Below are 23,128 nucleotides of genomic sequence, written 5' to 3' on the forward strand. Positions count from 1 at the left end.
CCCGAGTTGACGTCGGAGTCGGACGCGGACGATCTCCCGTCGCGCCCCGTCAACCCGCTTCGTGACCCCTCCGACCGGCGGCTCCCGCGTATCGCGGGGCCGTCCGGCCTGGTCATCTTCGGAGTCACCGGCGACCTGTCCCGCAAGAAGCTGATGCCGGCCATCTACGACCTGGCCAACCGCGGTCTGCTGCCGCCGGGCTTCTCGCTGGTCGGCTTCGCCCGCCGCGAGTGGGACGACGAGGACTTCGCCCAGGAGGTCCACGACGCGGTCAAGGAGCACGCCCGCACCCCGTTCCGGGAGGAGGTGTGGCAGCAGCTCGCCAAGGGCATGCGGTTCGTCCACGGCACGTTCGACGACGACCAGGCCTTCGACAAGCTCCGCGAGACCATCGAGGAGCTGGACAAGGCCCAGGGCACCGGCGGCAACTTCGCCTTCTACCTGTCCGTCCCGCCGAAGTTCTTCCCGACCGTCGTCCAGCAGCTGAAGAAGCACGGCCTGGCCGACCCGCCGCAGGGCTCCTGGCGCCGCGCCGTCATCGAGAAGCCCTTCGGCCACGACCTGGAGAGCGCCCAGGAGCTCAACAAGGTCGTGCACGAGGTCTTCCCGCGCGACGAGGTCTTCCGGATCGACCACTACCTGGGCAAGGAGACGGTCCAGAACATCCTGGCGCTGCGCTTCGCCAACCAGATGTTCGAGCCGATCTGGAACCGGTCGTACGTCGACCACGTGCAGATCACCATGGCCGAGGACATCGGCATCGGCGGCCGGGCCGGCTACTACGACGGCATCGGCTCCGCCCGTGACGTCATCCAGAACCACCTGCTGCAGCTGATGGCGCTCACCGCCATCGAGGAGCCGGCCTCCTTCCACCCGAAGGCACTGGTGGCCGAGAAGCTCAAGGTGCTCAGCGCCGTCAAGCTCCCGGCCGACCTCGGCCGGCACACCGTGCGCGGCCAGTACGCGTCCGGCTGGCAGGGCGGCGAGGAGGTCGTCGGCTACCTGGACGAGGACGGCATCGACCCGGACTCCAAGACCGACACCTACGCGGCCATCAAGCTGGAGATCAACAACCGCCGCTGGGCGGGTGTCCCGTTCTACCTGCGCACCGGCAAGCGGCTGGGCCGCCGGGTCACCGAGATCGCGGTGGTCTTCCAGCGCGCCCCGTACCTGCCGTTCGACTCCTACGCGACCGAGGAGCTGGGGCAGAACGCCCTGGTCATCCGGGTCCAGCCGGACGAGGGCGTGACGGTGCGGTTCGGCTCCAAGGTGCCGGGCACCTCCTTCGAGGTCCGGGACGTCACGATGGACTTCGCCTACGGCGAGTCCTTCACCGAGTCCAGCCCGGAGGCGTACGAGCGGCTCATCCTCGACGTGCTGCTCGGCGACGCCAACCTGTTCCCGCGCCACCAGGAGGTCGAGCTCTCCTGGCAGATCCTCGACCCGATCGAGAAGTACTGGGACGCCCACGGCAAGCCCGCCCAGTACGCGGCGGGCACCTGGGGTCCCGCCGAGGCGGACGAGATGCTCGCACGAGACGGCAGGAGCTGGCGCCGGCCATGAAGATCGACCTCACCAACACGACGTCCAGCAAGATCAACGCCGCGCTCATGGAGGCGCGCCGGACCAGCGGCTCCACCGCCGCCGGCATGGTGCTCACCCTGGTGATCGTGACCGACGAGGGCAGCGCCTACGACGCCCTCAAGGCCGCCAACGAGGCCTCCCGCGAGCACCCGATGCGCACCCTCGCGGTGATCAAGCGCGCGGGCCGCTCGCCCCGGGCCCGCGCCGAGACCCGGCTGGACGCCGAGATCCTGGTCGGCTCGGACGCCGGCTCCGGAGAAACGGTCATCCTGCGCATGCACGGCGAACTCGCCTCGCACGCCCAGTCGGTGGTCCTGCCGCTGCTGCTGCCGGACGCCCCGACCGTGGTCTGGTGGCCGGACAACGCGCCGCTCCACCCGGCGCAGGACCCGCTGGGCGCGCTCGCCCAGCGCCGGATCACCGACGCGGTCACCGCCGAGTCCCCGGTCGGCCAGCTCGCCCAGCGGGCCCAGAGCTACACCCCGGGCGACACCGACCTGGCCTGGACCCGGATCACCGGCTGGCGCTCGATGCTGGCCGCCGCGCTGGACCAGCGCCCGACCACCGTCACCTCGGTGATGGTCGAGGGCGAGTCCTACAACCCCAGCGTCGAGCTGCTCGGCCTGTGGCTGCTCAACCGGCTGCAGGTGCCGGTCGAGCGGGTCGTCACCGGCGGCCCCGGCATCACCGCGGTGCACCTGCGCACCAAGGACGGGGACATCACCCTGGACCGCCCGGACGGCCTGATGGGCACCCTGTCCATGCCCGGCTCACCGGACCGCCAGGTGGCGCTCAAGCGGCGCGAGACCTCGGAGCTGATCGCCGAGGAGCTGCGCCGACTGGACCCGGACGACATCTACTCGACGGCCGTGCGCACGTCCGTCGAGCGGCTGAGCGAGCCGGCCGAGGGCGGACCGGCGGCAGCCGGGTCGGCCGCGGCCGGGCCCGCCGCGGCCGACTCCGTGGGCGAGGCGGCGGCCGCGGCCGCCGACGCCGCGGTGGCCAACCCGGCCCGGGTGACCGCCGACAGTGCGGAGAAGTCCCCGGCGAAGAAGGCCTCGGGCAAGCGCGCCGCCAAGGGGAGCGCATGACCGCCGCGACCCCGCAGCTGGTCGTCCACCGGGACAAGGAGCTGATGGCCCAGGCGGCCGCGGCCCGGCTGATCACCCGGATCGTGGACGCCCAGGCCGCCCGCGGCACCGCCTCGGTGGTGCTCACCGGAGGCCGCAACGGCAATGCCCTGCTGGCCGCGATCGCCGCCTCCCCGGCGCGCGACGCGGTCGACTGGGGCCGGCTGGACCTGTGGTGGGGCGACGAGCGCTTCGTGCCCGCCGCCGACCCGGACCGCAACGCCGTCCAGGCCCGCGCCGAGCTGCTGGACGCCGTCCCGCTGGACCCGGCGCGGGTACACGAGATGCCCGCCGCGGACGGCGTGGACGGCTCGGACGTGGAGGCCGCCGCGGCCCGCTACGCCCAGGAGCTGGCGAAGGCCGCCGAGCCGGGCGACCGGCTCGGCGTCCCGGCCTTCGACGTGCTGCTGCTCGGCGTCGGCCCGGACACCCACGTGGCCTCGCTCTTCCCGGAGCACCCGGGCGTGCGGGAGACCGAGCTGACCGTGATCGGCGTGCGCGGGGCCCCCAAGCCCCCGCCGACCCGGATCTCGCTCACCCTCCCGGCGATCCGGGCGGCCCGCGAGGTCTGGCTGCTGGCCGCCGGCGAGGACAAGGCGGGCGCCGTGGCGCTGGCCCTGTCCGGCCCCGGCGAGCTGCAGGCCCCGGCCTCCGGCGCGTACGGCCGCAGCCGCACCCTGTGGCTGCTGGACCGCGCCGCCGCGGACCGGATCCCCCCGCAGCTGTACCCGCCGGCCTCGGCCTGACGGCCGGGAACGGCCCGGCAGCGGAAACACCGAAGGGCGCCACCGTCGACGACGGTGGCGCCCTTTCCGCAGGTCTGAAGCCCTACGGCCCTCCGGTCAGATCTCACCGCGCAGCTTGGCCAGCGCCTCGGCGAGGATCGCCTCGCCGTCGGCGTCGGTGCGCCGCTCCCGGACGTAGGCGAGGTGGGTCTTGTACGGCTCGTTGCGCGAGGGCGCGGGCGGGTTGTGCTCGTCCTGACCGGCCGGGAAACCGCAGCGCGGGCAGTCCCAGGTGTCCGGGATGACGGCTTCGGCGGCGAAGCTGGGCTTGGTCTCGTGCTTGTTGGCGCACCAGAAGGAGATCCTGTTGCGCGGAGCGGACTCACCACGCTCCGCCTCCCCCATCGGGCCTGCCCCGACCCTGCTCCCACGGATGGCGTTGCCACTTGCCACGGTCTGACTCCCTGCGTGCTGGTGCGCCGACCCGCCGCGGTGCGCGTCGGTGGCGAAAGTCGTCCTAGTGTAAGCAGGACTTAAGCATCCGCCACCATCGCCTCCGCCCCCGACCGTCCCAGGATAGGCGCTCGGGCGACGGGGCGTCAGACCTGCGTCAGCTCTTGTACTTCAGTACCAGGCCCAGCACGATGATGCAGGCGAACCAGCCCAGACCGACCACGATGGTGATGCGGTCGAGGTTGCGCTCGGCCACCGCCGAACCGCCGCCGGTGGACATCGCGCCACCACCGAACATGTCGGAAAGACCGCCGCCCTTCCCCTTGTGCAGCAGCACCAACAGGATCATCAGCGCACTGAAGATGATCAGGGCAATCGAGAACCCGAGAACCACGACGGGACCAACTCTCTCGTATCTTCGCGAAGGGGCCGGGCCGCGTACGGCGGTCCGGCCCCAAAGCCTACGTTGCTGCGGCGGCGTTAGCCTACTGCCTGCTCACGGTAGCGCACGATCTTGACGAACTCGTCGGCGTCCAGCGAGGCACCGCCGATCAGGCCGCCGTCGATGTCGGGCTTGGCCATCAGACCGGCCGCGCTCGACGACTTCACCGAACCGCCGTACAGCACACGGACCTTGTCGGCCAGCTCGGCGGAGTACAGCTCGGCGAGCCGGGTCCGGATGGCGGCGCAGACCTCCTGCGCGTCCTCCGGGGTGGCCACCTCGCCGGTGCCGATCGCCCAGACCGGCTCGTACGCGACCACGATCGACTCGGCCTGCTCCGCCGGGACGCCCTCCAGGGCGCCGTCCAGCTGGGCCAGGGTGTACTCGACGTGGGTGCCGGCCTTGCGGATCTCCAGCGGCTCGCCGATGCACAGGATCGGGGTGACCCCGGCCCGGTAGGCGGCCTTGACCTTGGCGTTGACGATCTCCTCGTTCTCGCCGTGGTACTGGCGGCGCTCCGAGTGGCCGATCACCGCGTAGGCGCACTGCAGCTTGGCCAGCATCGGGCCGGAGATCTCGCCGGTGTAGGCGCCGCCGTCGTGCTGCGAGATGTCCTGCGAGCCGTACTTGATCTTCAGCTTGTCGCCGAAGACCAGGGTCTGCACCGATCGCAGGTCGGTGAACGGCACCAGGACGGCGACCTCGACGGCCGCGTAGTCCTTGTCGGCCAGCGCGAAGGCCAGCTTCTGGGTGTGCTGGATGGCCTCAAGGTGGTTGAGGTTCATCTTCCAGTTGCCCGCCATCAGCGGGAGACGCTCAGTCATGCTTTCAGTCCTCCAGAGCGGCGAGACCGGGAAGGGTCTTGCCCTCCAGGTACTCGAGGCTCGCGCCGCCGCCGGTCGAGATGTGTCCAAAGGCGTTCTCGTCGAAGCCCAGGATGCGGACGGCCGCGGCGGAGTCGCCGCCACCGACCACGGTGAAACCGGGGCTGTCGAGCAGCCCCTGCGCGACGGCCTTGGTGCCGTTCGCGTAGTCCGGGTGCTCGAAGACGCCCATCGGGCCGTTCCAGAACACGGTGCCCGCGTCGGCCAGCTTCGAGGCGTACAGCTCGCGGGTCTTCGGGCCGATGTCCAGGCCCTCCTTGTCGGCGGGGATCTTGTCCGCGTCGACGGTCTCGAAGGTCGCCGGGGTCTTCCCCTTGAGGTCCGGGAAGTCGGCCGAGACCAGGACGTCCAGCGGCAGGACGAACTCGACGCCCCGCTTCTGCGCCCGGTCCAGGTACTCCAGGACGGTCGGGATCTGGTCCTCCTGCAGCAGCGAGATGCCGACCTCGTGGCCCTGGGCCTTGAGGAAGGTGTACGCCATGCCGCCGCCGACCAGGATCCGGTCGGCCTTCTCCAGCAGGTTGTCGATCACGGCGAGCTTGTCGGACACCTTGGCGCCGCCGAGCACCACGACGTACGGGCGCTTGACGTCCTCGGTCAGCTTCTTCAGCACGCCGACCTCGGTGGCGATCAGGTCGCCGGCGGCGTGCGGCAGCAGGGCCGGCAGGTCGTAGACCGAGGCGTGCTTGCGGTGCACGGCGCCGAAGCCGTCGCCGACGTAGAGGTCGGCCAGGGCGGCCAGCTGCTCGGCGAAGGCCTTGCGCTCGGCGTCGTCCTTGCTGGTCTCACCGGCGTTGAAGCGCAGGTTCTCCAGCAGCGCGACCTCGCCGTTCGCCAGCGCGGCGACGGTGGCCTTGGCGCTGTCACCGACGGTGTCGGTGGCGAAGGAGACGTTCTTGCCGAGGATCTCGCCGAGGCGGGCGGCCACCGGCGCGAGCGAGAACTTCGGGTCCGGCTCGCCCTTGGGGCGGCCGAGGTGGGACGCGACGACGACCTTGGCGCCGGCCTCGGCGAGCTTGGCGATGGTCGGGGCGACGGCGCGGATCCGGCCGTCGTCGGTGATCGTGATGCCGTCCAGCGGCACGTTCAGGTCCGCGCGCACGAACACGCGCTTGCCCTCGATGCCGTCCTGGATGAGTTCGTCGATGGTCTTCACGGGGATTCGGTTACTCCTGGGGAGATGGTCGATGCGCAGAGGCGGCACGGCGCAGGGGCCGCCTGAGAAGTCCTTGTACGCAGAGCGAGGGCCCGGTCGGCGTGTTCTCGCCGTCCGGGCCCTCGCCCCTACATCACGTCAGCTCCCACTGCGTCAGAGCTGGCCACCGACGATGGCGACCAGGTCCACGACGCGGTTCGAGTAGCCCCACTCGTTGTCGTACCAGCCGAGCACCTTGACCTGGTTGCCCTGGACCATGGTGAGCTGCGAGTCGAAGATGCACGAGTGCGGGTCGTTCACGATGTCCGAGGAGACGATCGGGTCCTCGGTGTAGGCCAGGATGCCCTTGAGCGGGCCCTCCTGCGCGGCCTTCTGGAAGGCCGCGTTGACCTCGTCCTTGGTGACCTCGCGCTCCAGGGTGACGACCAGGTCCGTGATGGAACCGGTCGGGACCGGGACGCGCAGCGAGGTGCCGTCCAGCTTGCCCTTCAGCTCCGGCAGGACCAGGGCGGTCGCCTTGGCGGCACCGGTCGAGGTCGGGATGATGTTCTGGCTCGCCGCACGAGCACGGCGCAGGTCCTTGTGCGGGAAGTCCAGGGTGACCTGGTCGTTGGTGAACGCGTGGACAGTGGTCATCAGGCCCTTGACGATGCCGAAGCTCTCGTTCAGCACCTTCGCCATCGGCGCCACGCAGTTGGTGGTGCAGGAGGCGTTGGAGATGACGTGGTGGTTGGCCGCGTCGTACTTCTCGTCGTTGACACCCAGGACGACGGTGATGTCCTCGTCGGTGGCGGGGGCCGAGATGATGACCTTCTTGGCACCGGCGGCGAGGTGCTTCTTCGCAGCCTCGGCCTTGGTGAAGATGCCGGTGGACTCGACGACGATGTCGGCGCCCAGGGCGGCCCACGGCAGGTTGGCCGGGTCACGCTCGGCGGTCACCTTGAAGGTGTGGCCGTCGACGGTGATGCTGTCCTCGGTGTGCGAGACCTCGCCCGGGAAGGTGCCCAGGGTGGTGTCGTACTTGAGCAGGTGAGCCAGCGTCTTCGTGTCGGTGAGGTCGTTGACACCGACGATCTCGATGTCCGCACCCTGGGCCTTGACGGCGCGGAAGAAGTTGCGGCCGATGCGGCCGAAGCCGTTGATGCCTACCCGGATCGTCACGAACCGATCTCCTCGTTAGGTACGCCGGCGCTGAGCCGACGGGGATGAGATTTGGGAAGTCCCCGACCGCCTACGACCCTACCCCTCCCGACCCTGGGAGGGCACATCGCGCCACCTGGCAGGACGTGGCGTGGCGCGCTTCCGGGCCCTCCGTCCTTGCCCGCCCGGGCCGTTGGTCCTGGTCAAGTGGTCTTGACCAATTTCGGTTCCCCGTCCCCGCCCGGAGACACCGACGGCCGGTGCCCGGAATCCGGACACCGGCCCTTACTCGTCCGCTCGCCTCCGAGCCGAAGGGGGCGGGGTTCCTAACGGAGCGCGAAGTGGATCAGTTCAGCGCCATCTCGTCGGTCAGGTTGGCCTCGGTGCTCGGCAGGCCGAGCTCGGCGGCCCGCTTGTCGGCCATCGCCAGCAGTCGGCGGATCCGGCCGGCCACCGCGTCCTTGGTCAGCGGCGGGTCGGCGAGCGCGCCCAGCTCCTCCAGCGAGGCCTGCTTGTGCTGCATCCGCAGCTGGCCGGCCGCGGCCAGGTGCTCGGGCACCTCCTCGCCGAGGATCTCCAGCGCGCGCTGCACCCGGGCGCCGGCCGCCACCGCGGCGCGGGCCGAGCGGCGCAGGTTGGCGTCGTCGAAGTTGGCGAGGCGGTTGGCGGTGGCCCGGACCTCGCGCCGCATCCGGCGTTCCTCCCAGGCGAGCACCGACTCGTGGGCGCCGAGCCGGGTCAGCAGCGCGCCGATCGCGTCACCGTCGCGGATGACCACCCGGTCCACCCCGCGCACCTCGCGGGCCTTGGCCGGGATGCCGAGCCGACGGGCCGCGCCGACCAGCGCCAGCGCCGCCTCGGAGCCGGGGCAGGTGATCTCCAGTGAGGAGGAGCGGCCCGGCTCGGTGAGCGAGCCGTGCGCCAGGAAGGCCCCGCGCCAGGCCGCCTCGGCGTCGCAGGTGGCGCCGGAGACGACCGCCGGGGGCAGCCCCCGGATCGGCCGGCCGCGGCCGTCCACGAGGCCGGTCTGGCGCGCCAGCAGCTCGCCGTCCTTGACCACCCGGACGACGAAGCGGCTGCCGCGCCGCAGCCCGCCGGGGGCCATCACCACGAGGTCGGAGGAGTGACCGAAGATCTCCAGCAGGTCCTTGCGCAGCCGCCGTGCCGCCGCCCCGGTGTCCAGCTCCGCCTCGATCACGATGCGGCCGCTCACGATGTGCAGTCCGCCCGCGAACCGCAGGATCGCCGACACCTCCGCCTTGCGACAGCAGGCCCGGGTGACCGGGAGCCGGCTGATCTCGTCCTTCACCGCTGGAGTCATCGCCATGGCCCGATCCTTCCATGTGTCCGGAAAATCCGGTCGTACGCGGCCGCCAACAGCTCGGGGTCGTGTCGCGGGGTGCCGTCGGTACGGGCGACCGTGCCGAGCACCAGAGCGGCACCCATCCGTTCGGCGGCCTTCTCCAGACCGGCCAGGTCCGCCTGGCCGAAAGCGCCGCCGGTGACGGCCCGCTCGTCCACCAGGATCGCATCCACGGCGAGGTCGGGGGCGTGGTCGGCGATGACCTCCAAGTGCCGCTGCGGGGTGAAGCCCTCGGTCTCGCCGGGCTGCGGGGCCAGGTTCAGGGTGAGCAGACGGCGGGCGCGGGTCTCCGTCAGCGCCTTGACCAGCTCGGGCACCAGCAGGTGCGGCAGCACGCTGGTGAACCAGGAGCCCGGGCCGAGCACCACCCAGTCCGCCTCCCGCACGGCCGTGACCGCCTCCGGGACGGCCGGCGGCCCGTCCGGCAGCAGCCGGATCGACTGCACGGTGCCCGGGGTGACCGCCACGTTGGCCTGGCCGCGGACGGCCGCGACCTCGGCCGGGCGGGCCGGGTCGTGGCCGCGCACGGTCGCCTCGATGTCCAGCGGCACCGCCGACATCGGCAGCACCCGGCCCTGGACGTTCAGCAGCCGGCCGACCCAGTCCAGCGCCGCCACCGGGTCGCCCAGCTTCTCCCAGAGCGCGACGATCAGCAGGTTGCCGACCGCGTGGCCGCCCAGTTCGCCGTTGCCGGTGAAGCGCTGCTGGATCACCTCGGACCAGGTGCGGCCCCAGTCGTCGTCCCCGCACAGCGCGGCCAGCGCCTTGCGCAGGTCCCCGGGCGGCAGCACGCCCAGCTCCTCGCGCAGCCGCCCGCTGGAGCCGCCGTCGTCGGCGACGGTGACCACCGCGGTCAGGTCGCTGGTGAGCCGGCGCAGCGCGGACAGCGAGGCGGACAGGCCCTGGCCACCGCCGAGCGCGGTGATCCTCGGGGCCGGATTGGCCCGGGCGGGACTGCTGCGCGGACGGCTCGGCGACGGGCTGCCCGCCCGTTCGCCGGTCCTGCTCTGCGGCTGCCGACCGGGCACGTATCCCGCCACAATCACCTCGCGTTCCTCGGCCCCGCCACCGGCTCCGCCGGCGGCCCGGCAGGGAAGGCGGCGGTTACTCCCGTCCCATGTCACGGTGGACGAGCACCGTCTCGACTCCGTCGGCGATGAGACGCTTGGTCAGACGCTCGGACATGGCGACGCTACGGTGCTTGCCACCGGTGCAGCCTACGGCAAGCGTCATGTAACGCTTCCCCTCGCGGCGGTAGCCCTCGGTGACGATGCGCAGCAGCTGGGCGTAACCGTCCAGGAACTCGTTGGCCCCGGGCTGCTGGAACACGTAGTCGGCGACGTCCGCGTCGGTGCCGGTGCGGGCCCGCAGCTCGGGCACCCAGTGCGGGTTGGGCAGGAAGCGGCAGTCCACCACCAGGTCGGCGTCGACCGGCAGGCCGTACTTGAAGCCGAAGGACATCACGGTGGCGCGCAGCTCGGGCTCGTCGTGGTCGGCGAACTGGGCGTCCAGCTTGGCGCGCAGCTGGTGCACGTTGAGGTTGGAGGTGTCGATCACCAGGTCGGCCTCGCCGCGCAGGTCGCGCAGCAGGTCGCGCTCCTGGGCGATGCCGTCCACGATCCGGCCGTCGGCCTGCAGCGGGTGCGGGCGGCGGACGCTCTCGAAGCGGCGGACCAGGGCGTCGTCGGAGGAGTCCAGGAAGACCACCTGGAGCCGGACGCCGCGCTTCTCCAGCTCGTCCAGCGAGGTGAGCAGGTCGTCGAAGAACTGGCGGCCGCGGACGTCCACGACCACGCCGATCCGGGCGACGTTGCCCTGGGAACGGGCGCCCAGGTCGACCATGGTGGGGATCAGGGCCGGCGGCAGGTTGTCCACCACGAACCAGCCCAGGTCCTCCAGGCACTTCGCGGCGGTGGAACGGCCGGCTCCGGACATGCCGGAGATGATCACCAGCTCCGGCGCGTTCTCGGCCACGTCTGACACGGTCACTTCGGTTCCCCGCTCTCGGTCTTTCTGCTGGGGAGCACGCGCACGGCTCGGCGGCCCTCCCCCGGCCCGGACAGGCGGGCGGGGTCGGGGCGCGCCGACAGACGGGCGGCGTCGGCCGTCATGGCGTCTCCTGGGATGGTGCGGTCTGGGGTGCTGCGGCCACCGGCTCGGCGGCCCCGTCCTCGATGATCTCGCCGGTCGCGGTGTTGACCGCGGGTGCGGCGGGTGTACGGGACGACAACGCCGCCGCAACAGTCTCCGCGGTGCGGCGCCCGATGCCGGGTACCTCGCAGATCTCGTCGACGGTGGCGGCCCGGAGCTTCTTCAGCGAGCCGAAGTGCTTGAGCAGCGCCCGGCGGCGAGTCTCGCCGAGGCCCGGGACGGAGTCCAGTTCCCCGGCGGTGAGTCGCTTGGAACGCTTGCTGCGCTGGTAGCCGATCGCGAAGCGGTGGGCCTCGTCGCGCACCCGCTGGAGCAGGTAGAGGCCCTCGCTGGAGCGCGGCAGCACGACCGGGTCGTCCTCGCCGGGCAGCCAGACCTCCTCCAGCCGCTTGGCCAGGCCGCACAGCGCGACGTCGTCGATGCCGAGCTCGTCCAGCGCCCGCCGGGCGGCGGCGACCTGCGGCTGGCCGCCGTCGACCACCAGCAGCTGCGGCGGGTAGGCGAAGCGCTTGGGGCGGCCGTCCTCGGTGCGCGGGCCGTCGGCCGGCTGGTCCTCGTCGGACTCCTCCGGGACGGCCCACTCGCCGGTCTGCTCGCGCTCCTGGAGGTAGCGGCGGAAGCGGCGGCTGATCACCTCGTGCATCGAGCGGACGTCGTCCTGGCCGGCGAAGCCCTTGATCTGGAAGCGCCGGTACTCGCTCTTGCGGGCCAGGCCGTCCTCGAAGACGACCATGGAGGCGACCACGTCCTCGCCCTGGAGATGGGAGATGTCGTAGCACTCGATGCGCAGCGGGACGGAGTCCAGCTCCAGCGCGTCGGCGATCTCCTGGAGGGCGCGGCTGCGGGTGGTGAGGTCGGAGGCGCGCCTGGTCTTGTGCAGGGCCAGCGCCTGCTGGGCGTTGCGCTGCACGGTGGCCATCAGGTCCTTCTTGTCCCCGCGCTGCGGGATCCGCAGGTCGACCTGGCTGCCGCGCAGTCCGCTGAGCCAGTCCCGGACCGGGGCGGCCGGTTCGGGCAGCGCGGGGACCAGCACCTCGCGCGGGACGGACTCGTTGCGTTCGTCGGCGCCGGCGCCGCCGTAGAGCTGCTGGAGGGCGTGCTCGACCAGGCCGGCGGTGTCCACGTCCTCGACCTTGTCGGTGACCCAGCCGCGCTGGCCGCGCACCCGGCCGCCGCGGACGTGGAAGATCTGGACGGCGGCCTCCAGTTCGTCCTCGGCGACGGCCAGCAGGTCGGCGTCGGTGGCGTCGGCGAGCACGATGGCGTTCTTCTCCATCGCGCGCTTGAGGGCGCCGATGTCGTCCCGCAGCCGGGCCGCCTTCTCGTACTCCAGCTCCTCGGCGGCCTCCTGCATCTGCTCTTCCAGCCGGCGCAGGTAGTTGCCGGTGCGCCCGGCCATGAAGTCGCAGAAGTCCTCGGCCAGCGCCCGGTGTTCGTCCGCCGAGACCTTGCCGACGCAGGGCGCGGCGCACTTGCCGATGTAGCCGAGCAGACAGGGGCGGCCGACCTGCCGGGCGCGCTTGAACACGCCGTTGGAGCAGGTGCGGACGGGGAAGACGCGCAGCAGCAGGTCGACCGTCTCGCGGATCGCCCAGGCGTGCCCGTAGGGGCCGAAGTAGCGCACGCCCTTCTTGTGCGCCCCGCGCATCACCTGGACCCGCGGGTACTCCTCGTTCAGGGTGACGGCGAGTTCCGGATAGCTCTTGTCGTCGCGGTACTTGACGTTGAACCGCGGGTCGAACTCCTTGATCCAGGAGTACTCCAGCTGGAGCGCCTCGACCTCGGTGGCGACCACCGTCCACTCCACCGAGGCGGCGGTGGTGACCATGGTCGCGGTGCGCGGGTGCAGCCCGGCGAGGTCCTGGAAGTAGGACGACAGCCGCGGCCGCAGGCTCTTGGCCTTGCCGACGTAGATGACCCGGCCGTGGGCGTCACGGAACTTGTAGACGCCCGGGGAGGTCGGGATCGCGCCCGGCGCCGGACGGTAGGTGCTCGGGTCAGCCATGGGTCCACCGTACCGAGTGCGGTCGGGGCCGCGCGGACGGGACCAGCGGGAGGACGGTCAACTGCTTCAGCTCGGGGTCACCTTGAGGTTCCCGCCCTCGACCGTGACGGTGTAGGCGGGCAGCGGGCTGGGGGCCGGGCCGTCCTGCACGGCGCCGTCCGCGATGGCGAACCGGCTGCCGTGGCAGGGGCACTGGATCTGCTGGTTCTTCACCTGGTCGACGATGCAGCCGGCGTGGGTGCACTTGGCGCTGAAGGCCTTGTACTCGCCGGCGGCCGGCTGGGTCACCACGATCTTCTGCTCGCGGAACACCTTGCCGCCGCCCTCCGGGACCGCCGAGGCCGGGCCGAGGTCGACCGGGCCCTTGGCGGTGCTGCTCTTGTCCGAGGAGCCGGCGGAGCCCGCCGAGGAGCCGCAGCCGGTGACCGCCACGGTGCCGCCGGCCGCCAGGACGGCCGCGGCGCCGCAGAGCAGGGTGCGGCGGGAGGTGGCGGGGCTGCTCTCGGGGGCCTCGGACATCGGTGTGCTCCTACGGTTGCTGCGGCGAGGGACCACGGAATTCTATGCCGCACGCGCCCCGCCGCTCCCGATGGTCCTCGGGAGCGGCGGGGCGCGTGGAGGCTACTTCTTCGCCGCCGCCGCGCGCTTGCGCGGGGCCGCCTTCTTGGCGGGCGCCTTGACCGGTGCGTCGGTGAACTCCACCGGCAGGATGTCCCGGAGGAACTTGCCGGTGTGGCTCTCCGGGACGGCCGCGATCTGCTCCGGGGTGCCCTCGGCGACCACCGTGCCGCCGCCGGAGCCGCCCTCGGGGCCCATGTCGACGACCCAGTCGGCGGTCTTGATCACGTCGAGGTTGTGCTCGATCACGATCACCGTGTTGCCCTTGTCCACCAGCCCGCTGAGCACCTTGATCAGCTTGCTGATGTCCTCGAAGTGCAGGCCGGTGGTGGGCTCGTCCAGCACGTAGACCGTCCGCCCGGTGGAGCGCTTCTGCAGCTCGGAGGCGAGCTTGACGCGCTGCGCCTCGCCGCCGGAGAGCGTCGGCGCGGACTGGCCGAGCCGGACGTAGCCGAGGCCGACGTCGTTGAGCGTCCGCAGGTGCCGGGCGATCGCCGGGACGGCCTCGAAGAAGCCGAGCGCCTCCTCGATCGGCATGTCCAGCACCTCGGCGATGGACTTGCCCTTGTAGTGCACCTCCAGCGTCTCCCGGTTGTACCGGGCGCCGTGGCACACCTCGCACGGCACGTAGACGTCCGGCAGGAAGTTCATCTCGATCTTGATGGTGCCGTCGCCGGTGCAGTTCTCGCAGCGGCCGCCCTTGACGTTGAAGGAGAACCGGCCGGGCAGGTAGCCGCGGACCTTGGCCTCCTGGGTCTCCGCGAAGAGCCGGCGGACGTGGTCGAACACCCCGGTGTAGGTGGCCGGGTTGGACCGCGGGGTGCGGCCGATCGGCGACTGGTCGACGTGCACCACCTTGTCCACCAGGTCGGTGCCGGTGATCCGGGTGTGCCGGCCGGGCACGCTGCGGGCGCCGTTCAGCTCCCGGGCGAGGTGGGTGTACAGGATGTCGTTGACCAGCGTCGACTTGCCGGAGCCGGAGACGCCGGTGATCGCGGTGAGCGTCCCGAGCGGGAAGCCGACCGTGACGTCCTTGAGGTTGTGCTCGCGGGCGCCGTGCACCGTCAGCTGGCGCTTCTTGTCCCGGTCGCGGCGGCCGGCCGGGATCGGGATCGACCGCTTGCCGGAGAGGTACTGGCCGGTCAGCGACTCCTTGTTGGAGAGCAGCTGCTTCAGCGAACCGGAGTGCACCACCTTGCCGCCGTGCTCGCCGGCGCCCGGGCCGATGTCCACCACCCAGTCCGCGGTCTTGATGGTGTCCTCGTCGTGCTCGACCACGATCAGGGTGTTGCCGATGTCGCGCAGCCGCACCAGCGTCTCGATCAGCCGGTGGTTGTCCCGCTGGTGCAGGCCGATGGACGGCTCGTCCAGCACGTACAGCACGCCGACCAGGCCGGAGCCGATCTGGGTGGCCAGCCGGATGCGCTGGGCCTCGCCGCCGGAGAGGGTGCCGGCCGCGCGGTCCAGCGAGAGGTAGTCCAGGCCGACGTCGACCAGGAAGCGCAGCCGCTCGTTGACCTCCTTGAGGACCCGCTCGGCGATCTGCTTGTCCCGGTCGTTGAGCTTCATCGCGCCCAGGAACTCGGCGCAGTCGCTGATCGACATCGACGAGACGTCGGCGATCGACTTCTCCTCGACGGTGACCGCGAGCACCACCGGCTTGAGCCGGGTGCCCTGGCAGGTCGGGCAGGGCACCTCGCGCATGTAGCCCTCGAAGCGCTCCCGGCTGCTGTCGCTCTCCGCCTCGGTGTGCCGGCGCTGGATGAACGGGACGGCGCCCTCGAAGCCGGTGCTGTACGAGCGCTCGCGGCCGAAGCGGTTGCGGTAGCGGACCTCGACCTGGTGCTTGTGCCCGTACAGCAGCGCCTTCTTGGCGCGGGCCGGCAGCCCGGCCCAGGGGATGTCGGTGCGGAAGCCCAGCTCCTGGGCGAGCGCGTCGATCAGCCGCTGGAAGTAGTCCTTGGCGTGCCCGGCCGACCACGGGTGGATCGCGCCCTCGTCCAGCGAGCGCTCCTGGTCCGGCACGACCAGCTCCGGGTCGACCTCCATCCGGTTGCCCAGGCCCGAGCAGTCCGGGCAGGCGCCGAACGGCGAGTTGAAGGAGAACGAGCGGGGCTCCAGCTCCTCGAACGACACGTCGTCGTACGGGCAGTAGAGGTGCTCGGAGTACATCCGCTCGCGCTCCGGGTCGTCCTCCGGGAGGTCGACGAAGTCGAGCACGACCATGCCGCCGGACAGCCGCAGGGCCGTCTCCACCGAGTCGGTGAGCCGCCGCTTGGCGCTCTCCTTGACGGTCAGGCGGTCGATGACCACCTCGACGGTGTGCTTCTCCTGCTTCTTGAGCTTCGGCGGCTCGGCGAGCTGGATCGTCTCGCCGTCCACCCGGGCGCGGGAGTAGCCCTTGGACTGGAGGTCGGCGAAGAGGTCGACGAACTCGCCCTTGCGCTCGCGCACCACCGGGCTGAGCACCTGGAACCGGGTGCCCTCGGCGAGCTCCAGCACCTTGTCGACGATCGCCTGCGGCGACTGCTTGGCGATCGGGCGCCCGCAGTGCGGGCAGTGCGGCTTGCCGATCCGGGCGAACAGCAGGCGCAGGTAGTCGTAGACCTCGGTGATGGTGCCGACGGTCGAACGGGGGTTGCGGTTGGTGGACTTCTGGTCGATCGAGACGGCCGGGGAGAGGCCTTCGATGAAGTCCACATCGGGCTTGTCCATCTGGCCCAGGAACTGGCGGGCGTACGAGGACAACGACTCGACGTAGCGGCGCTGGCCCTCGGCGAAGATCGTGTCGAAGGCGAGCGAGGACTTGCCGGAGCCGGAGAGGCCCGTGAAGACGATGAGGGAGTCGCGGGGCAGGTCGAGCGAGACGTTCTTGAGATTGTGCTCGCGAGCACCGCGGACGATGAGGCGGTCGGCCACTGCTTCTGGCGCCTTTCTCCGGGGCAGGACGGCTTGCGGTGAGTTCGGGTTGCTTCTTCCAGGATGCGGCAGCCAGCCTATAGCTCAGACGTTCGAATCTCGACTCTGTCCAGCGGAGACCACCCGAACGAGTGAGGACCGCCCCCGGGCCGTGCGTACCCGGACCGAAAACCCCCTGCTCAGGGGCCCGATTCGGCGATAGCGTCGGCTGGTCAACGAGCGAGGCCCGCTCCGGGCAACGCCCCGATCCGTCACAGAAGGCAGATTCGATGACCGACCCGCAGTCCGCCGCCGCCTCCTGGCTGAACCAGGTCGAGGAGGCCACCGCACGCCTGCTGACCGCCGTCGCCGGGCTCGCACCCGAGGACGTCGCCCGGCCCTCCGCCCTCCCCGACTGGACCCGCGGCCACGTGCTGGCCCACCTCGCCCGCAACGCCGACTCCCTGGTCAACCTGCTCAACGGCCGCCCGCAGTACGCCAGCAACGAGGTCCGCGACGCCGACATCGAGCGCGACGCGCCCCGCCCGCTCGACGTCCACCTCGCCGACCTGCGCGACTCCCACGCGCGGTTCGCCGCCGCGGCCGCCGCGACGTCGGCCGAATACTGGGGCACCGAGGTCAAGCACCGCTCCGGCTACCTCTTCCCGGCCCACGAGATCCCGATGAAGCGCCTGCTGGAGGTCGAGTACCACCACGTCGACCTCGCCGGCGGCTACACCCCGGCGCGCTGGCCGGAGGAGTTCGCCGTCACCGAGTTCCACAAGCTCGCGACGAAGCTGCACGGCGCCGAGCTGCCCCGGGTCGAGCTGACCGCCGAGGACACCGGGGACACCGGCGTGATCGGCTCCGGCCCGGACCCGCTCGCCGTCCGGGGCCCGGTCCGCGCCCTGCTCGCCTGGCTCTCCGGCCGCTCGGCCGGCGCCGACCTGCACCGCACCCCCGACACCGCCCTCCCCCGGCTTCCCCCCATGGGCTGAGGGCGCGAGGATGATCCCAGGACCCCGACGACGAGGAGCGGACGGATGACGTACCACGGAGCGGTCAAGGTCGGCGGGCCGCCGGACGTGCGCGAGCTGGCCCACCTGATCATCACCAAGGTGGCCGTGGGCCCGTACGACAACAACGCCTACCTGCTGCGCTGCCGGGCCACCGACGAGCAGCTGCTGATCGACGCGGCCGCCGACGCCCCGGTGCTGCTGGAGACCGTCGGGGACGACCTGGCCACGGTGGTCACCACCCACCGGCACCAGGACCACTGGGGGGCGCTGGCCGAGGTGGTGGCCACCACCGGAGCCCGGACGGCCGCCGGTGAGCACGACGCCGAGGGCATCGAGGTGCCCACCGAGCTGACGCTCGCGGACGGCGACACGCTGCGGGTCGGCGAGGTCGAGCTGACCGTCCGGCACCTGGTCGGGCACACCCCCGGCGCGATCGTGCTGGTCTACGACGACCCGCAGGGCCACCAGCACGTCTTCACCGGCGACTGCCTCTTCCCGGGCGGCGTCGGCAACACCTGGGGCGACCCGGAGGCCTTCCGGACCCTCTTCCGGGACGTCAACGAGAAGATCTTCGACGTGCTGCCCGACGAGGCCTGGGTCTACCCCGGCCACGGCAGCGACACCACCCTCGGCGCGGAGCGCCCGCACCTCGACGAGTGGCGCGAGCGCGGCTGGTGACGGCCGCGGCAACGCGAAGGGCCCCGCGACCCTTGCGGTCGCGGGGCCCCTTCGCGGGCGTCAGGCGTCGAGCTTCTGCGACTCCCGGAGTTCGCGCTGCTCGGCCTTCTTCGAGGCCATCAGGCTGGTCACGGTCGTCACGGCCAGCACCACCACGATGAAGCCGAGCGAGAACGGGATGCCGATCTCCGGGACGTGCGCGCCGGCCTCGTGGGCAGCGTGCAGCACCAGCTTCACGCCGATGAAGCCGAGGATCACCGACAGGCCGTAGCTCAGGTGGACCAGCTTCTTCAGCAGGCCGCCGATCAGGAAGTACAGCTGGCGCAGGCCCATCAGGGCGAAGGCGTTGGCGGTGAAGACGATGTACGGGTCCTGGGTGAGGCCGAAGATCGCCGGGATCGAGTCCAGGGCGAACAGCACGTCCGTGGTGCCGATCGCCAGCATCACGATCAGCATCGGGGTGATCAGCCGGCGGCCGTTCTCCACGATGAACAGCTTGGTGCCGTGGTACGTGTCGGTCGACGGGAAGCGCCGGGTGATCGACTTGAGCAGGCGGTTCTCCTCGAACTCCTCCTCTTCCTCGTCGGCCCGGGCCTCCTTGATCAGCTTCCAGGCCGTCCAGATCAGGAAGGCGCCGAAGATGAAGAACACCCAGGAGAACTGGGTGACCAGCGCGGCACCGCCGGCGATGAACACCGCCCGGAGCACCAGCGCGATGATCACGCCGAACATCAGCACGCGCTGCTGGTAGATCCGGGGCACCGCGAACTTGCCCATGATCAGGATGAACACGAAGAGGTTGTCGACACTGAGCGACTTCTCGGTGATGTAGCCGGCGAAGAACTCACCCGCCGGCCGGGCGCCGGAGTGCCACCAGAGGAACCCGCCGAAGAGCAGCGCCAGGACGATCCAGACGACCGTCCAGATCCCGGCCTCCTTGATCGAGACCTCGTGCGGCTTGCGCCCTCCGATGAAGAAGTCCGCCACGATCAGTGCGATCAGCACACCGATCGTGGTGGCCCACATGGTTACGGAAACGTCCACTACTGCTCCTCCGGCAGGTAGGCGAGACAGTCATCGTCACTGCCGGAGGTCTCTTCCGCCCGTCGGGCCAGCGCCCCGGGGTGCCACGACGGGCACCCGTGATGACGGGGTCGGCTGTCGAGGAATACTCCCCTCCGCTGCCATCGAGAGTAACAGGGAAGGCAAAGAAAGGTAAAGAAGGTAAAGGAGAGGTCAGAGGAACGGCTCGATGGCCGGCAGCAGGTCCTGGAAGGTCCGCCCCTTGGCCGGGGCGCCGATCGCCTGCATCTCCCAGCCACCGTTGCCGTCCCGCACCACCTTGGCCATGATCTGCCCGGTGTGCGGCCCGCCGCCGGCCAGCTCGTACCGGGCCAGCTCCACCCCGGTGGCCTCGTCCACCAGCCGGCAGTGCGCCTGCCGCACCTCGGCGAAGGTCTGCCCGGTGTACGAGCTGACCGTGAACACCACCTGGGTGATGTGCGGCGGCACGTGCAGCAGGTCGACCAGGATCGCCTCGTCGTCCGCCTCGCCCGAGCCGCCCTCCAGGTTGTCCCCCGTGTGCCGGACCGAGCCGTCGGTGGACTCCAGGTGCTGGAAGAACACCACGTCGGACGGGGTGCGCTCGGCGTACAGCAGCGCCGAGGCGTCCAGGTCGATCTTCCGGGTCCGGCTGCCGAACAGACCCCGCTTGGGGGCGGCCTGCCAGCCCAGCCCCATCCGGACCACGGTCAGGGCGCCGCCCCCCTTCTGGAGGCTGACCCGCTGCCCCTTGGCCAGGTTCACCGACACGACGTTGTCCTCTCTGCCGGCCGCGCGGTCGCTGCCGCACGGCTCCACGGTGGAACACCCCGTCGCCGTCCCCCGGCTGAGGCCCCCTCTGCTGACGGCCCGCAACCCCGTCCCGAGGGCGCGATGCCGCAGGCCAGCCTAGGGCCTGCGGCACCCGCGACTCCTCCGAGTTACCCGGTTTGTGGCAAGGCTGAGACACCGCCGGACTTGACCGGTGTCGAACCGGCCAAGCCAGACGCCCCGGCGGTCAGGCCACACCGGCCTCGCGCATCTGGCGCAGCTCCTTCTTCAACTCCTTCACCTCGTCGCGCAGCCGGGCCGCCACCTCGAACTGGAGGTCGGCGGCGGCCGTGTGCATCCGGTCCGTCATCTCCTGGATCAGCTCCGCCAGCTCGGCGGCCGGCAGCGACTTGGCGGGCTTGCGCTCCGCGCCCAGGCTCGGCACCGGGGCCTTGGCCTTGCCGGAACCGCGGTACCCCGTGGAGAGCAGTTCGTCGGTGTCCACGTCCTCGCGGGCGAGGGTGTCCAGGATGTCGCCGATCTTCTTCCGCAGCGGCTGCGGGTCGATCCCGTGCTCCTGGTTGTAGGCCTGCTGGACCGCCCGGCGGCGGTTGGTCTCGTCGATCGCCTTCTCCATCGACGGGGTGATCCGGTCCGCGTACATGTGCACCTGGCCGGAGACGTTGCGGGCGGCGCGGCCGATCGTCTGGATCAGGGAGGTGCCGGAGCGCAGGAAGCCCTCCTTGTCCGCGTCCAGGATCGCCACCAGCGACACCTCGGGCAGGTCCAGGCCCTCGCGCAGCAGGTTGATGCCGACCAGCACGTCGTACCGGCCCGCCCGCAGCTCGCGCAGCAGCTCCACCCGGCGCAGGGTGTCCACGTCGCTGTGCAGGTACCGGACCCGGATGTCCAGGCCCAGCATGTAGTCGGTGAGGTCCTCGGCCATCTTCTTGGTCAGCGTGGTGACCAGGACCCGCTCGTCCTTCTCCACCCGCTTGCGGACCTCGTGCACCAGGTCGTCGATCTGGCCCTCGGTCGGCTTGACGATCACCTCGGGGTCGATCAGACCGGTCGGGCGGATGATCTGCTCGACCTGCCCGTCGCCGCGCGACAGCTCGTACGGGCCCGGCGTCGCCGACAGGTACACCGTCTGACCGATCCGCCCCAGGAACTCCTCCCACTTCAGCGGGCGGTTGTCCATCGCGGAGGGCAGCCGGAAGCCGTGCTCGACCAGCGTCCGCTTGCGCGAGGCGTCGCCCTCGTACATCGCGCCGATCTGCGGCACGGTGACGTGCGACTCGTCGATGACCAGGAGGAAGTCCTCCGGGAAGTAGTCCAGCAGGGTGTTCGGCGGGGAACCGGGCTCGCGGCCGTCGAAGTGCATCGAGTAGTTCTCGACGCCGGAGCAGGTGCCGATCTGGCGCAGCATCTCGATGTCGTAGGTGGTGCGCATGCGCAGCCGCTGGGCCTCCAGCAGCTTGCCCTGCTTCTCCTGCTTGGCGAGCGTCTGCTCCAGCTCCTGCTCGATGCCGGTGATCGCCCGCTCCATGCGCTCGGGGCCGGCCACGTAGTGCGAGGCGGGGAAGACGTAGATCTGCTCGTCCTGGCTGATGATCTCGCCGGTGAGCGGGTGCAGGGTGTACAGCGACTCGATCTCGTCGCCGAACATCTCGATCCGGACCGCGAGCTCCTCGTAGACCGGGAAGATCTCGATGGTGTCGCCGCGGACCCGGAAGGTGCCGCGGGTGAAGGCCACGTCGTTGCGGGCGTACTGGATGTCGACGAAGCGGCGCAGCAGGACGTCGCGGTCGATCTCCTGGCCGACCTTGAGCGGGACCATCCGGTCCACGTACTCCTGCGGGGTGCCGAGGCCGTAGATGCAGGACACCGAGGCGACCACGATCACGTCGCGGCGGGTGAGCAGCGAGTTGGTCGCCGAGTGCCGCAGCCGCTCGACCTCCTCGTTGATCGAGGAGTCCTTCTCGATGTAGGTGTCCGTCTGCGGGACGTAGGCCTCCGGCTGGTAGTAGTCGTAGTACGAGACGAAGTACTCGACCGCGTTGTTGGGCAGCAGCTCGCGGAACTCGTTCGCCAGCTGGGCGGCCAGCGTCTTGTTCGGCGCCATCACCAGGGTGGGGCGCTGCAGCTTCTCGATCATCCAGGCCGTGGTGGCCGACTTGCCGGTACCGGTGGCACCGAGCAGCACGACGTCCTTCTCCCCCGCCCTGATCCGCCGCTCCAACTCGGCGATCGCCGCCGGCTGGTCGCCGTTCGGCTGGAAGGGACTGACGACCTCGAAGGGCGCCACGGACCGCTCAATACTCGTGATGGGACGCACGACTCCACCGTACGGCCCCGCACTGACAACCGGTGCCGCTCCGGTCAGGCCGCGTGGGCCTCGAACCTAATGGCGGGTTCGCGGGCGGGGTCGATGCGGACCGCGGCGTCGAAGGCGGCGGCGAGCAGCTCGATCAGCGGCAGGGTCGGGTCGACGCCGCTCTCCTCGATGCTCTCGACGGTCGCCTCGTCCAGCCCCGCCCGTTCGGCGAGTTCGGTGAGCGTCCACCCGAGGGCGGAGCGCCGGGCGTGGACGGCCTCGGCCAGCGCCATCCGCCGCCCGGCCGCCCGGTACTCCTCGCTCTCGCGGTGCTCCGGTGGCACGACCCAGCGGGTGTGGTAGCCGCTGCTCATCGCTGCTCCTCGTCCCTGTCGTAGACCTCGTGGGCGCCGGCCGGAGCGTGCTCGGCCTCGCACAGCTTCTGGGCCCGGTGGGCCCGCTCGACCTGATCGGTCTCACGGTTCCCAGTCTTGCGGAAGACCGTCAGCAGCACAGCCCTCCGCCCGGGGGCGAGCCAGTACGTGATCCGCATCGGCCCGATCCGCAACTCCCGCAGTGACCCACCGAGGTGGCTGGCGAGCGGAAAGGGCAGCAGCTCACCGTCCTCGGCGAGTCGGTCGGCGGCGCGCTCGGCCGCCCGGTACTCGGAGAGCGAGCAGCCGTGCAACCACTCACGGACCTCCGGTTCGATCTCGATCTCGTACCCGGCTCGGGCCCCGTCACCGACCATCC

General features: G+C 71.0%; 21 protein-coding genes. 5 read left to right on the top strand and 16 right to left on the bottom strand.

Annotated features, from left to right (window positions below; genetic code table 11):
• The first annotated feature begins 6 nt into the window (after positions 1-6).
• From zwf to pgl, 3 genes are read left to right on the top strand one after another with little or no spacing between them, the layout of a single operon-like run.
• Positions 7-1,563 (top strand): glucose-6-phosphate dehydrogenase, encoded by a 1,557-nt coding sequence (gene zwf, locus ABTZ03_RS06280; RefSeq protein ID WP_350511809.1) that lies wholly within the window; start codon positions 7-9, stop codon positions 1,561-1,563.
• A complete protein-coding gene (opcA, locus tag ABTZ03_RS06285; protein ID WP_350511683.1) occupies positions 1,560-2,675 on the top strand; it encodes a glucose-6-phosphate dehydrogenase assembly protein OpcA in 1,116 nt (371 codons plus the stop codon). The genes zwf and opcA overlap by 4 nt, the downstream gene beginning before the upstream one ends.
• Entirely contained in the window at positions 2,672-3,460 is a 789-nt protein-coding gene (gene pgl / locus ABTZ03_RS06290) for a 6-phosphogluconolactonase (RefSeq protein ID WP_350511684.1), read from the top strand. The genes opcA and pgl overlap by 4 nt, the downstream gene beginning before the upstream one ends.
• 96 nt (positions 3,461-3,556) lie before the next feature.
• Here pgl and ABTZ03_RS06295 read toward each other — a convergent pair whose 3' ends face one another.
• From ABTZ03_RS06295 to uvrA, 11 genes are all read right to left on the bottom strand, one after another.
• A complete protein-coding gene (locus ABTZ03_RS06295; RefSeq protein ID WP_057240347.1) occupies positions 3,557-3,844 on the bottom strand; it encodes an RNA polymerase-binding protein RbpA in 288 nt (95 codons plus the stop codon).
• A 205-nt stretch (positions 3,845-4,049) separates the two neighbouring features.
• Positions 4,050-4,286: a preprotein translocase subunit SecG gene (secG, locus tag ABTZ03_RS06300; protein ID WP_350511685.1), complete on the bottom strand. Its 237-nt coding sequence runs from the start codon at positions 4,284-4,286 to the stop codon at positions 4,050-4,052.
• A gap of 86 nt (positions 4,287-4,372) precedes the next feature.
• A complete protein-coding gene (tpiA, locus tag ABTZ03_RS06305; protein WP_350511686.1) occupies positions 4,373-5,158 on the bottom strand; it encodes a triose-phosphate isomerase in 786 nt (261 codons plus the stop codon).
• 4 nt (positions 5,159-5,162) lie between these two features.
• Positions 5,163-6,374: a phosphoglycerate kinase gene (locus tag ABTZ03_RS06310; protein WP_350511687.1), complete on the bottom strand. Its 1,212-nt coding sequence runs from the start codon at positions 6,372-6,374 to the stop codon at positions 5,163-5,165.
• Between the two features lie 153 nt (positions 6,375-6,527).
• A complete protein-coding gene (gene gap / locus ABTZ03_RS06315; protein ID WP_350511688.1) occupies positions 6,528-7,535 on the bottom strand; it encodes a type I glyceraldehyde-3-phosphate dehydrogenase in 1,008 nt (335 codons plus the stop codon).
• Positions 7,536-7,860: 325 nt separating this feature from the next.
• Positions 7,861-8,841, bottom strand: a complete 981-nt coding sequence (whiA, locus tag ABTZ03_RS06320) for a DNA-binding protein WhiA (RefSeq protein ID WP_188308910.1) — start codon at positions 8,839-8,841, stop codon at positions 7,861-7,863.
• Positions 8,832-9,917 carry a gluconeogenesis factor YvcK family protein gene (locus ABTZ03_RS06325; RefSeq protein ID WP_350511810.1) on the bottom strand — a complete coding sequence of 362 codons (1,086 nt, stop codon included), beginning with the start codon at positions 9,915-9,917 and terminating at the stop codon, positions 8,832-8,834. The genes whiA and ABTZ03_RS06325 overlap by 10 nt, the downstream gene beginning before the upstream one ends.
• Positions 9,918-9,981: 64 nt before the next feature.
• Positions 9,982-10,866 (bottom strand): RNase adapter RapZ, encoded by an 885-nt coding sequence (gene rapZ / locus ABTZ03_RS06330; RefSeq protein WP_363427807.1) that lies wholly within the window; start codon positions 10,864-10,866, stop codon positions 9,982-9,984.
• A 118-nt stretch (positions 10,867-10,984) separates the two neighbouring features.
• Positions 10,985-13,033 carry an excinuclease ABC subunit UvrC gene (gene uvrC, locus ABTZ03_RS06335; protein WP_350511689.1) on the bottom strand — a complete coding sequence of 683 codons (2,049 nt, stop codon included), beginning with the start codon at positions 13,031-13,033 and terminating at the stop codon, positions 10,985-10,987.
• A gap of 66 nt (positions 13,034-13,099) precedes the next feature.
• Positions 13,100-13,552, bottom strand: a complete 453-nt coding sequence (locus ABTZ03_RS06340; RefSeq protein WP_350511690.1) for a Rieske (2Fe-2S) protein — start codon at positions 13,550-13,552, stop codon at positions 13,100-13,102.
• Between the two features lie 102 nt (positions 13,553-13,654).
• Positions 13,655-16,570 (bottom strand): excinuclease ABC subunit UvrA, encoded by a 2,916-nt coding sequence (uvrA, locus tag ABTZ03_RS06345; protein ID WP_350511691.1) that lies wholly within the window; start codon positions 16,568-16,570, stop codon positions 13,655-13,657.
• 269 nt (positions 16,571-16,839) lie between these two features.
• Here uvrA and ABTZ03_RS06350 point away from each other — a divergent pair, with 269 nt between their 5' ends.
• Entirely contained in the window at positions 16,840-17,547 is a 708-nt protein-coding gene (locus ABTZ03_RS06350) for a maleylpyruvate isomerase family mycothiol-dependent enzyme (RefSeq protein WP_350511692.1), read from the top strand.
• Between the two features lie 45 nt (positions 17,548-17,592).
• The gene (locus ABTZ03_RS06355; protein WP_350511693.1) at positions 17,593-18,246 is read left to right on the top strand and encodes an MBL fold metallo-hydrolase; all 654 of its coding nucleotides are present in this window, start codon (positions 17,593-17,595) and stop codon (positions 18,244-18,246) included.
• Between the two features lie 60 nt (positions 18,247-18,306).
• Here the strand turns inward: ABTZ03_RS06355 and ABTZ03_RS06360 are convergent, their stop codons facing one another.
• The 5 genes from ABTZ03_RS06360 to ABTZ03_RS06380 form a co-directional block, all read right to left on the bottom strand.
• A complete protein-coding gene (locus ABTZ03_RS06360; protein ID WP_350511694.1) occupies positions 18,307-19,290 on the bottom strand; it encodes a TerC family protein in 984 nt (327 codons plus the stop codon).
• Between the two features lie 192 nt (positions 19,291-19,482).
• Positions 19,483-20,058 (bottom strand): TerD family protein, encoded by a 576-nt coding sequence (locus ABTZ03_RS06365; protein ID WP_350511695.1) that lies wholly within the window; start codon positions 20,056-20,058, stop codon positions 19,483-19,485.
• A gap of 247 nt (positions 20,059-20,305) precedes the next feature.
• Positions 20,306-22,396: an excinuclease ABC subunit UvrB gene (uvrB, locus tag ABTZ03_RS06370; RefSeq protein WP_350511696.1), complete on the bottom strand. Its 2,091-nt coding sequence runs from the start codon at positions 22,394-22,396 to the stop codon at positions 20,306-20,308.
• Positions 22,397-22,440: 44 nt separating this feature from the next.
• Entirely contained in the window at positions 22,441-22,749 is a 309-nt protein-coding gene (locus ABTZ03_RS06375) for a helix-turn-helix domain-containing protein (RefSeq protein WP_350511697.1), read from the bottom strand.
• Entirely contained in the window at positions 22,746-23,126 is a 381-nt protein-coding gene (locus ABTZ03_RS06380) for a type II toxin-antitoxin system RelE/ParE family toxin (protein ID WP_350511698.1), read from the bottom strand. The genes ABTZ03_RS06375 and ABTZ03_RS06380 overlap by 4 nt, the downstream gene beginning before the upstream one ends.
• Positions 23,127-23,128: the final 2 nt, after the last annotated feature.

The organism is Kitasatospora sp. NPDC096077 (assembly GCF_040303245.1).
Lineage (GTDB): Bacteria > Actinomycetota > Actinomycetes > Streptomycetales > Streptomycetaceae > Kitasatospora.